This is a genomic window from Bradyrhizobium sp. USDA 4503 (genome assembly GCF_054055815.1).
In genome coordinates this window covers 4,209,442-4,220,240 of the sequence record NZ_JBSRXS010000001.1, presented here as the reverse complement: position 1 = coordinate 4,220,240, position 10,799 = coordinate 4,209,442, and the positions used below count along the sequence as shown (strand labels likewise).

At 65.1% G+C, this 10,799-nt stretch carries 10 protein-coding genes; 2 read left to right on the top strand and 8 right to left on the bottom strand.

Going from position 1 to position 10,799, the window contains the following annotated elements; all coding sequences use genetic code 11:
- Positions 1-48: 48 nt before the first annotated feature.
- Positions 49-225 carry a hypothetical protein gene (locus ACVMIH_RS20485; RefSeq protein WP_168857282.1) on the bottom strand — a complete coding sequence of 59 codons (177 nt, stop codon included), beginning with the start codon at positions 223-225 and terminating at the stop codon, positions 49-51.
- A 218-nt stretch (positions 226-443) separates the two neighbouring features.
- Between ACVMIH_RS20485 and ACVMIH_RS20480 the strand changes: the two genes are divergently transcribed.
- Together ACVMIH_RS20480 and ACVMIH_RS20475 are read left to right on the top strand one after the other, a co-directional pair.
- Positions 444-701 (top strand): hypothetical protein, encoded by a 258-nt coding sequence (locus ACVMIH_RS20480; RefSeq protein WP_076826051.1) that lies wholly within the window; start codon positions 444-446, stop codon positions 699-701.
- Positions 702-793: 92 nt separating this feature from the next.
- The gene (locus tag ACVMIH_RS20475; RefSeq protein ID WP_456863129.1) at positions 794-2,299 is read left to right on the top strand and encodes a CYTH and CHAD domain-containing protein; all 1,506 of its coding nucleotides are present in this window, start codon (positions 794-796) and stop codon (positions 2,297-2,299) included.
- A gap of 28 nt (positions 2,300-2,327) precedes the next feature.
- On the opposite strand, the gene ACVMIH_RS20470 is transcribed toward ACVMIH_RS20475, so the two are convergent.
- The 7 genes from ACVMIH_RS20470 to ACVMIH_RS20440 all read right to left on the bottom strand — a co-directional run bounded on the left by ACVMIH_RS20470 (position 2,328) and on the right by ACVMIH_RS20440 (position 10,718).
- Positions 2,328-2,495: a hypothetical protein gene (locus tag ACVMIH_RS20470; RefSeq protein WP_168857280.1), complete on the bottom strand. Its 168-nt coding sequence runs from the start codon at positions 2,493-2,495 to the stop codon at positions 2,328-2,330.
- A gap of 93 nt (positions 2,496-2,588) precedes the next feature.
- A complete protein-coding gene (garD, locus tag ACVMIH_RS20465) occupies positions 2,589-4,130 on the bottom strand; it encodes a galactarate dehydratase (RefSeq protein WP_076826056.1) in 1,542 nt (513 codons plus the stop codon).
- Positions 4,131-4,211: 81 nt separating this feature from the next.
- The gene (locus ACVMIH_RS20460) at positions 4,212-5,660 is read right to left on the bottom strand and encodes an aldehyde dehydrogenase family protein (RefSeq protein ID WP_057016909.1); all 1,449 of its coding nucleotides are present in this window, start codon (positions 5,658-5,660) and stop codon (positions 4,212-4,214) included.
- Between the two features lie 17 nt (positions 5,661-5,677).
- Positions 5,678-7,033, bottom strand: a complete 1,356-nt coding sequence (gene gudD, locus ACVMIH_RS20455; RefSeq protein ID WP_057016910.1) for a glucarate dehydratase — start codon at positions 7,031-7,033, stop codon at positions 5,678-5,680.
- Positions 7,034-7,076: 43 nt separating this feature from the next.
- Positions 7,077-8,018, bottom strand: coding sequence for a 5-dehydro-4-deoxyglucarate dehydratase (gene kdgD / locus ACVMIH_RS20450; protein WP_057017010.1), 942 nt, complete (start codon positions 8,016-8,018; stop codon positions 7,077-7,079).
- 125 nt (positions 8,019-8,143) lie between these two features.
- The gene (locus ACVMIH_RS20445; RefSeq protein ID WP_057016911.1) at positions 8,144-9,049 is read right to left on the bottom strand and encodes a LysR substrate-binding domain-containing protein; all 906 of its coding nucleotides are present in this window, start codon (positions 9,047-9,049) and stop codon (positions 8,144-8,146) included.
- A gap of 331 nt (positions 9,050-9,380) precedes the next feature.
- On the bottom strand, positions 9,381-10,718 hold the full coding sequence (locus ACVMIH_RS20440; RefSeq protein WP_057016912.1) for an MFS transporter: 1,338 nt from the start codon (positions 10,716-10,718) through the stop codon (positions 9,381-9,383).
- Positions 10,719-10,799 lie beyond the last annotated feature (81 nt).

The following is a 10,799-nucleotide window of genomic DNA, read 5'->3' as shown; positions in this document are numbered from 1 at the left end:
GCCGCGGGCCGTGGCGACGTCGCATTTGCCGCCACGGCCGGGCTGGATCTAGGCTGCATTTTCCGATGGCGAGGTCTCGCCGTCGAGCCAGTCCTGTTCCTTTGCCAGCGCGCGCCAAGCCGCTTCCATTCGCTTGAAGCGATTGTAGGTCGGCCCGTCGTCGGCACGCTCGGCAAGTTGCGCGCAGTTCTCCGCATTGTCGCGGAAGTGCTGTGACTGTTTCATGGAACGTCCTCCTATTAGTTAAGGACGTGGGACATCAATTCAGGCTATTCAACGCGTGGAACATGGGTATTTCGCCACACAGATGAATGCCTGTTCAGCGAGTTCCCGGCGCGATATTTCGCAACTGAGCGTGAGCAATTGCAGCACGGTCGATACAGGAACGGTGCGTCGCACTCGACGTTCCTCTTTCACGTCGCAACTGGAGGAGGAGAGACGGCATGAGGACGTATCTGCTAACCGCGGCCATGGTGACCGCGATCGCATCTCCTGTGTTCGCCGATGATATCGGTGTCCGCGCAGGTCCCGTCGGCGCAGGCGTAACGGTTGGTCGGGCACCCGAACATCGCGATCGCGATCGTGATCGCACCACGGTGATCAGGGAGCGTGAGCCGCGCCATGACCGGACCACGGTCATCAAGAAGCGGGACGAATTCGGCAATCGCAGCAAGACCGTCATCCATAACGACGACGATTGACGCCAACTCAGGCGATCTTGTGTGAGCATGAACGTCCGTCGCTGACCTCGTCACGGCGGACGTTTGCTTGGTGCCCCAGGCATGGAGCGACGATGGCGGCCGAGACGGAGCTCAAATTCCACGTTCCCGCGCGCAAGCTCAAGGGACTGAAGAAACCGCTGGTCGCCGGCAGCAAGAGCGGTGCACCATCCGAGAGCGATCTCGTCTCGACTTATTTCGACACCGCGAAGCACAAGCTCAAGCGGCACCGACTGACGCTGCGCGTGCGGCGGGATGGCGGCAACTATGTTCAGACGATCAAGTCGGCGGCGGGTCCGCAGTTTGAACGGGGCGAATGGGAGACCGACCTTGCGGACGGACACTTCGACCTCGACAAGGCCGAGGGTACGCCGCTCGAAGACCTCGCGTCTGGCAGGCTGGGTCGCAAGCTGAAACCGGTATTCGAGACGTCGGTGCGGCGTATCACCGTGCCGCTGCGGACCAAACGCAGCGAGATCGAACTCGCGATCGATCGCGGCTGCACCACGGCCGGGCACCGTTCGCGCCGAATCGACGAGGTCGAACTCGAACTCAAGAGCGGCCGCCCGCTCGACCTGTTCCGGGTCGCAAGGGCGCTGGAGCGGAAGGCGGCGGCGGAGCTCGATCTGCGCTCGAAAGCCGAACACGGCTATGAACTTGCCGACGGCGAGGAGCATGTCGTCGTTTCCGCCGGGAGCATCGTGCTCGACGCCGGACTTACCGCCGGCGCGGCGTTCCGGGTGATCGCGCGCGCCGCGCTTCGTCACTTCTCGTCGAATGCAGACGCCGTCCGCGAGGGCGAGGCGGAAGGCATTCACCAAATGCGGGTCGGGTTGCGGCGGCTGCGCGCCGCGATCTCGCTGTTCTCGAAGATCCTGACCGTGGCTCCGACGGAAGAGATCAAGATGCAGCTGAAGTGGCTCACCAACGCGCTCGCGCCGGCGCGCGAGCTTGATGTGTTCGTCAAGGAAGATATCGAGCCAGCATCGCATGACGCGCTGCTGCGGCGCGGCGGCAAAGCGATCCGGCAGGAGTTTTCCGGCCGCCGCGATCGTGCATTTGCCGGCGCGAGGCAGGCGGTCAATTCGCGGCGCTATCGGTCCATGCTGATCGACACGTTGCAATGGATCGAGGCAAAGCAGACCGTTGCCGCGGAGGACGAAGGCGGTCCGATCGAGGAATTCGCCGCCGCGCTGCTGCATTGCCGCATCAGGAAGCTGCGCAAGGATGGCCGGCGTCTCGACGAGCTGTCGGCCCGGGAGCGGCACAAGGTGCGCATCAGGGCCAAGAAGCTCAGATACGCGATCGATTTCTTCGAAAGCCTGTTTCCGCGCAAGGGTGAACGCAAGCAACTCGCGCGGCTGTCCAAGCACCTGAAGCGGGTCCAGGATGCGCTCGGCTCGCTCAACGATTTTGTCGCGCACCGCAAGCTGGCGGTCGATGCGGCGCTGAAGGCCCCGCATCGGAAGGAGCGCGCCAGCGCCTTCGCCTCGGGCGTTGTGCTTGGCCGAGAGGAACAGGCGGTCAAGCCGCTGATCAAGGTCGCCGCCAGGGAAGTGCGAGGACTCGAGAAATTTTGACGAGCGTGCGGTGGCGAACCCCGGACATCTATGCTGCTGGTGATGCCCCCGACTGCCTCTCCCGTTCGGCCGCTTCGATGCGACATTCCTCCGCGTAGGCACGCAGGCGCTCGGCCGTCAACGAGTCCATGCCGGTGCGTGCCAGCCGCTCGGCGCGGTCGGCCTGATCTCTGAGATCATTGATGGTCCGGGTCATGTGTGCCTCCATGCCCAGACAATTTGAATCGAATTGCGACGTTCCCCGGCCGATCAGGACGTGGCTAACGGGTGGTTAAGGAGGCACGGTTGCTCAGGTCACCGGCGCCGGGTTGAACAGCGTCAGATCGTTGTGGATGCCCCAACGGTCCGACCATGGCTTGGTGCGCCCGCTCGCGACGTCGAGGATCAGGCGGAACAGGTCCCAGCCGGTTTCCTCGATGGTCTTCTCGCCGGTCGCGATGCAGCCGGCGTCGAAATCGATCAGGTCCTTCCAGCGCCGTGCCAGCTCGCTGCGGGTCGCGACCTTGATGACGGGAGCTGCGGCCAGGCCATAGGGCGTGCCGCGGCCAGTGGTGAACACCTGCAAGGTCATGCCGGAGGCGAGCTGCAGCGTGCCACAGATGAAGTCGCTGGCGGGAGTCGCCGCAAACAGCATGCCCTTCTGCCGCGCCTTCTCGCCCGGCGACAGCACGCCCGCGATCGGGCCGGAGCCGGACTTGACGATCGAGCCGAGCGACTTTTCGACGATGTTGGCAAGACCGCCCTTCTTGTTGCCCGGCGTGGTGTTGGCGCTACGGTCGGCGCCGCCGCGGGCGAGATAGGCGTCATACCATTCCATCTCGCGGATCAGCGCGCGGCCGACATCCTCGTTGACAGCGCGGCGGGTCAGCAGCTGGATCGCGTCGCGCACCTCGGTCACTTCCGAGAACATCACGGTCGCGCCGGCGCGAACCAAGAGGTCGGCGGCGAAGCCCACCGCGGGGTTCGCGGTGACGCCGGAGAACGCGTCGCTGCCGCCGCATTGCAGTCCGATCACAAGATCAGCGGCCGGGCAGGTCTCGCGCTTGCGCGTGTTGAGCACCTTCAGCCGGGCCTCGGCCTGGGTCATGATGGCGTCGACGATGGCGCCGAAGCCGTCAAAGGCCTCATCCTGCATCCGCACGATGGCATCGCCGACGCCCTCCGGCACCAGCCGTTCCGGCGCGAGCTTCTCGCAGCCGAGCCCGACGACGAGGATCTCGCCGCCGAAATTCGGATTGAGCGCGAGATTCTGCAGCGTGCGGATCGGCACCACGGCGTCGGGCGCCGTGATCGCGACGCCGCAGCCATAGGCGTGGGTCAGCGGCACGACGTCGTCGACATTGGGATATTTCGGCAAGAGCTCGGCGCGGATGCGCTTCACGGCATATTCCATCGTGCCCTTGACGCATTGCACGGAGGAGGAGATGCCGAGGATGTTCTTGGTGCCGACCGAGCCGTCGGGATTGCGATAGCCCTCGAAGGTGAAGCCTTCGAGCGGCGGCAGCACCGGCGGCACCGCGGTCGCGATCTCGAGCTGATCGAGCGGTGGCGCCTCGGGCATGCGGATGCGTGCCTCGTCGACCCACTCACCGGCCAGGATCGGCGACAGCGCCGTGCCGATCACCTCGCCATAGCGCACGATCGGCGCGCCCTCGGCGATGTCTCCGAGCGCGGTCTTGTGGCCCTGCGGCACGAAAGCACGCAGCGTCAGGCCCGAGGCGAAGCGGGAGCCGGCCGGCAAGCCGAAATCATTCACGACGATCGCGACATTGTCGCGCTCGTTGAGCTTGATGTAGCGGGGCTGCTCCTGCGCGCCGATCGACTGGTCCATGTGGCTTCTCCTGACTCTTCACCTCTCCCGCTTGCGGGAGAGGGGGCAGCGCTTGCGCGGCTGCAACTCGTTTCAACCGCTTCAGCCCGGGAAGGTGTAAGCCGTCTTCACGGTGGTGTAGAACTCGCGGGCATAGGCGCCCTGTTCGCGTGCGCCATAGCTTGAGCCTTTGCGGCCGCCGAACGGGACGTGATAGTCGACGCCGGCGGTCGGCAGGTTGACCATGACCATGCCGGCCTCGCTGTTGCGCTTGTAGTGCGAGGCGTATTTCAGGCTTGACGTGCAGATGCCCGAGGCAAGGCCGAATTCGGTGTCGTTGGAGATCGCCAGCGCCTCTTCATAATCCTTGGCGCGGATCACGCAGGCGACCGGGCCGAAGATCTCCTCGCGGGCGATCCGCATCTGGTTGTTCGCCTCGGTGAACAGCGCCGGCTGCAGATAGAAGCCGGGCGTCTCGCGGTTCAACAATTCGCCGCCCCAGTGCAGGCGGGCGCCTTCGTCCTGACCGATCTTGATGTAGCGCAGATCCTGGTCGAGCTGGCTCTGGTCGACGACCGGGCCGACATGCACGCCGCTCTTCAGCGCGTCGTCCACCGAAAGTCCCTTCATGCGCTCGGTCATCGCGGCGACGAAGCGGTCGTGAATCCCCGCGGTGACGATCAGGCGCGAGGATGCGGTGCAGCGCTGGCCGGTCGAGAAATAGGCCCCGTTGACCGCGACCTCGACCGCGACCTTCACGTCGGCGTCGTCGAGCACGACCAGCGGGTTCTTGCCGCCCATCTCGAGCTGGAACTTCTTCATGGGGTTGGAGAGCACGCAGGCCTGCGCGATCTTGCGGCCTGTCTGCACCGAGCCGGTGAAGGAGATCGCGGCGACATCGGGATGATCGAGCAGAGTCTGGCCGACCACCGAGCCCGAGCCGACCACGAGATTGAAGACCCCCGCCGGAATGCCGGAACGCGCAATGATCTCGGACAGCGCATGGGCGGAGCCCGGCACCAGCTCGGCCGGCTTGAACACCACGGCGTTGCCGTAACACAGCGCCGGCGCGATCTTCCACGCCGGGATCGCGATCGGGAAATTCCACGGCGTGATCATGCCGACAACGCCGACCGGCTCGCGGGTGATCTCGACGTCGAGGCCGGGGCGCACCGATGCGCCCTTCTCGCCCATTAGCCGCAGCGCTTCGCCGGCAAAGAACGCAAAGATCTGCCCGGCGCGCGCCACCTCGCCGATGCCTTCCGGCAGCGTCTTGCCCTCCTCGCGGGCGAGCAGGCGGCCGAGCTCTTCCTTGCGGGCGAGGATTTCGACGGAAATCCTGGTCAGCGCGTCGAAGCGTTCCTGCGGCGTCGACCGTGCCCAGGCCGGGAAGGCGGCCTTCGCGGCGGCGATCGCCTTTTCGGTCTGCGCCTTGTCGGCCCTGGCGTATTCGCCGACCACGTCTTTGGTGTTGGAGGGGTTGATGTCCCGCGTGATGCCTGTTCCGTCGACCCATTCGCCGGCGATGAAGTTCTTCTGGTGAGCGGTCATGTTTCCAACCTTTCTTGTTAGCGCACGAGGCAGGGACGCTTGTCGTCGAAGGTCCACCCCTGGATCAGGAACTGCATGGCCAGCGCGTCGTCGCGGGCGCCGAGACCATGCTGCTTGTATAGCGCGTTCGCGGCCTCGATGGCACCGCGATCGAGCTCGATGCCGAGGCCCGGCCGATCCGGAATAGCGATCTTGCCGCCCTTGATCTGCAGCGGCTGGCGCGTCAACGCCTGGCCGTCCTGCCAGATCCAGTGGGTGTCGATCGCGGTCACCTTGCCGGGCGCGGCGGCTCCGACATGGGTGAACATCGCCAGCGAAATATCGAAATGGTTGTTGGAGTGCGAGCCCCAGGTCAGGCCGTTGTCGCGGCAGGTCTGTGCCACCCGCACCGAGCCTTGCATGGTCCAGAAATGCGGATCGGCGAGCGGAATGTCGACTGCGCCGAGCCGCAGTGCGTGCGCGAGCTGGCGCCAGTCGGTCGCGATCATGTTGGTCGCGGTCGGCAGCCCGGTGGCGCGGCGGAACTCGGCCATGATCTCACGACCGGAGAAGCCGGCCTCGGCGCCGCAGGGATCCTCGGCATAGGCGAGCACGCCATGCATGTTGCTGCACAGCCGGATCGCCTCGTCGAGCGACCAGGCGCCGTTCGGGTCGAGCGTGACGCGCGCCTTCGGGAAGCGTTTTGCAATTGCGGTGACGGCCTCGATCTCCTCTTCGCCCCTGAGCACGCCACCCTTGAGCTTGAAATCGGCAAAGCCGTAATGCGCCTGCGTCGCTTCGGCGAGGCGCACGATGGCATCCGGCGTCATTGCAACCTGATGGCGCAGATCGAACCAGTCGGGCTTGCCGGTCTCGCCCTTGACGTAAGGCAGGTTGGTCTTCCTGCGGTCGCCGACGAAGAAGAGATAGCCGAGCGTCTCGACGCTGGCGCGCTGCTGGCCTTCGCCAAGCAGCGCCGCGACCGGGAGATTGAGATGCTGGCCGAGCAGGTCGAGCAGCGCGGATTCCACTGCGGTGACCGCATGGATGGTGACGCGGAGGTCGAAGGTCTGCTTGCCACGGCCGCCGGCGTCGCGATCGGCGAAGGCCTGGCGCATCGAGGCTAGGATGTTGTTGCAGGCGCCGATGGTCTGGCCGACGACGAGGTCGCTTGCGTCCTCGAGCGTCTTCTTGATCTTCTCACCGCCCGGCACCTCGCCGACGCCGGTGTGGCCGGAGTTGTCGGTGAGGATAACGAGGTTGCGGGTGAAGAACGGCGCATGCGCGCCGCTCAGATTGAGGAGCATGCCGTCGCGGCCGGCGACCGGGATCACCTCCATCGCCGTGACAACAGGTGCGCCGGCAAAGCCGGTGCGGATCGTGTCCTGGATCATCTGCCCCTCCCTTCCTCCTTTGCAGTTTTCCTGGCCGTTCGGCTTATTCTGCCGCCTGCTGCGCGGCGGCCTGCGGCAGCTTGGCGACCAGCGCCGCGAGCTCGCCGATCTCCTGCTCGTTAAGATCGGTCAGCGGCGGCCGCACCGGGCCGGAGTAGCGGCCGATCACCTTCATGCCGGCCTTGATAATCGACACCGCATAACCCTTCCTGCGGTTGCGTATCGCGATCAGCGGCAGGATGAAATCCTTCAGGCCTGCATGGATGGTCTGATGATCGCGCCGGCGCACCGCGGCGTAGAAACTGGTGGCGAATTCGGGCACGAAATTGAACACCGCCGACGAATAGGTGGTCACGCCCATGTCGAGATAGGGCAGGGCAAAGGTCTCCGCGGTCGGCAGGCCGCCGATATAAGTCAGGCGGTCGCCGAGCCGGGTGTAGACACGGGTTATCAGCTCGATATCGCCGATGCCGTCCTTGTAGCCGACGAGGTTCGGGCAGCGCTCGCAGAGGCGCGCCAGCGTATCAGGCTGCAGGATCGCATTGTCGCGGTTGTAGACGATGACGCCGATCGTAACCGATGCGCACACCGCCTCGACATGGGCAGCGAGGCCGTCCTGCTCGGCATGCGTGAGATAGGGCGGCAGCAGCAGCAGGCCGTCGGCGCCGGCCTTCTCGGCGCCAACCGCGATCTCGCGCGCGATCGCGGTGCCGTAGCCGGTGCCGGCCAGCACGGGAACACGGCCCTTGGTCTCGTCGACCGCGACCTTCACGACGTGGGGAACTTCACTCGGCGTCAGCGAGAAGAACTCGCCGGTGCCGCCGGCGGCGAACAGGCCGGCAACGTCATAGCCGCACAGCCAGTCCATGTTGGCGCGATAGGTCGCCTCGTCAAACGAATAGTCCGCGTTGAACGGGGTCACGGGAAAGGACAGGAGGCCGCCACCGATTCTAGCGGCCATCTCCTGAGGGGTCATCTTGCTCATGGCGCCACTCCTGATGATGTTGGGATAAGGGATGCGCGAGCAGCGCGCGTCCATGGCGGAATTTCTAGGGAATGGTTCGATGCGCGTCCAAGCCAAACGCGGTATCGAGCGATGCTAACTCTGCATCAATCGCCGCGCAGATGCGGCGCCGCGATTTCGGTTGCGATCTCAATCAGCGACGGCAGCAACTGGTTCTCGTGATCGCGCCGCCACACCATGAACAGCTCGACCGGCACGGGCGATCGCAGCTTCAGCGGCTTCAGCTTGACGTTCGCGATCTTCAGGCTGGCGGCCGCTTCCGGCACGATCGCGACGCCGAGCCCGGCGCGCACCATGGCGAGGATCGAATGGATCTGGCTGAGATGCTGCACATAGCGCGGCAGCACGTCGGCGCGCGTGAACATCGACACCAGGAGATCGTGGAAGTAGCGCGCCTCATAGGGCGAATACATCACGAAGGGCTGGTCGTCGAAATCCTTGATGCTGACGGTCTCGGCCGCGGCCAGCGGATGCTTCTTCGGGATCGCGGCGAGCAGCGGCTCGGCCACGACGCGGCGGCTGGCGAATTCCGGCCGCGCGATCGGCGGGCGCAGCAGGCCGGCGTCGATCTGCCCGGTGGTGAGCGCCTCGAACTGGTCGCCGGAGACCATCTCCTTCAGCGAAAAATCGACCTCGGGCAGGCGCGAGCGGCAGGCCGCGATCAGGTCGGGCAGGAAGCCGTAGGCGGCCGCCGCGGTGAAGCCGATCTTGAGCGAGCCGGTCTTGCCGAGCGCGATGCGCCGGGCAACCTGCGAGGCCGATTCCGCGAGCTTGAGGATGCGCCGCGCCTCGGGCAGGAAACTGCGTCCGGCCGGCGTCAGCCGCACCGAGCGGCTGGTGCGTTCCAACAGCGGCGCGTCGATGATGTGTTCGAGCACCTGGATCTGCCGGCTCAGCGGCGGCTGCGTCATGTTGAGCCGCGCCGCGGCGCGGCCGAAGTGCAATTCTTCGGCCACCGTGACAAAGCAGCGGAGCTGGCTCAGGTCGAACATCGATGCAAGCCCGGAATTGATCGCGCGGGGATTTGTACGTTCTAGCATCGATGCCTCCCACTGGCCAAGAAGACAAACAAGAAGACAAAAAAGCAGACAAAGACGGCGGCCGAAGCCGCCGTTTGGTTTTCTGCTCCCTCTCCCCGTTCTTACGGGGAGAAGGTTGGGGTGAGGGGCTCTCTCTGCGCAACGGCCGCCTCGATGTGCACGCGCGATCCGAACGAGTCGGAAGGACTGTCTCTGCGGAGACGTGTTGCTTCGCCCCTCACCCGAAATTCGCTGTGCGAATTTCGACCTCTCCCCGCGGAAGGCGGGGAGAGGTGAAGCGCGCTCACGCCGCCTTGAGCTGCACCCGCTTGATCTCGCCGACGATGAACAGATAGGCGATCGCCGCGACCAGCGCGTTGGCACCGACGAACACCAGCGCGCCGTTGAACGAGCCGGTGGCGGCCAGAATGTAGCCGATGACGATCGGCGTCGTGATCGAGGACAGGTTACCGAAGGTGTTGAACAAGCCGCCGGAGACGCCGCCGGCTTCCTTCGGCGAGGTGTCGGAGACGACCGCCCAGCCGAGCGCGCCGATGCCCTTGCCGAAGAAGGCGAGCGCCATGAAGCCGACCACCAGTGCCTGGCCGTCGACATAGTTGCAGGCGATGATCGACATCGACAGCAGCATGCCGCCGACGATCGGGATCTTGCGCGCTATGGTCAGCGAGCCGGTGCGGCGCAGGATATAGTCCGAGATCACGCCGCCGAGCACGCCGCCGATGAAGCCGCACAGCGCCGGCAAGGTCGCGACGAAGCCGGCCTGCAGGATCGAGAGCCCGCGCTCCTTCACCAGATAGACCGGGAACCAGGTCAGGAAGAAATAGGTCAGGGTGTTGATGCAGTATTGGCCGATATAGACGCCGAGCATCATGCGGTTGGCGAGCAATTGGCGGATGTGGTCCCAGCTGGGGCCGCTGTCCTGGGTCTTGCCGGCCTTCGCCGCGTCCATGTCGACCAGCGCGCCGCCCTGCTTGATGTAGTCGAACTCGGCCTCGTTGATCGCGGGGTGCTCCTTCGGCTCGTAGATGGTCTTGATCCAGGCAATGCCCGTGACGATGCCGAGCGCACCCATCACGTAGAACACATGGCGCCAGCCATACTCATGGGCGATCCAGCCCATCAGCGGCGCGAAGATCACGGTGGCGAAATACTGCCCCGAATTGAAGAAGGCCGAGGCGGTACCGCGTTCATTGCCGGGGAACCAGGAGGCGACGATGCGGGCATTGGCCGGGAATGACGGCGCCTCGGCGATGCCGACCAGGAAGCGCAGGGCGAACAGCAGGACCACGGCCGCGCCCGCGGACAGGAATCCGACCAGGCCCTGCATTGCGGTGAAGATCGACCAGACGATGATGCTGAGCGCATAGACCCATTTGGAGCCGAAGCGGTCGAGCAGCCAGCCGCACGGCACCTGCGCGACCACATAGGACCAGCCGAACGCCGAGAACACGTAGCCCATCGCGACCGGATCGAGATGCAGTTCCTTGGAAAGGGCGGGGCCGGCGATCGAGAGCGTGGCGCGATCGGCATAGTTCACGGTGGTGACGAGAAACAGCATCGTCACGATCAAGAGCCGGACGCGGGATCGCCGCGTGTCTGCGGCGGACACAATTGCGCTCATTAGCGCCTCCTCGAAAATTTCCTCGGGGTCTGTCCTAGAGAGATGACGACAATGGGTCCAAGCCGAAACGGGTATTGATCC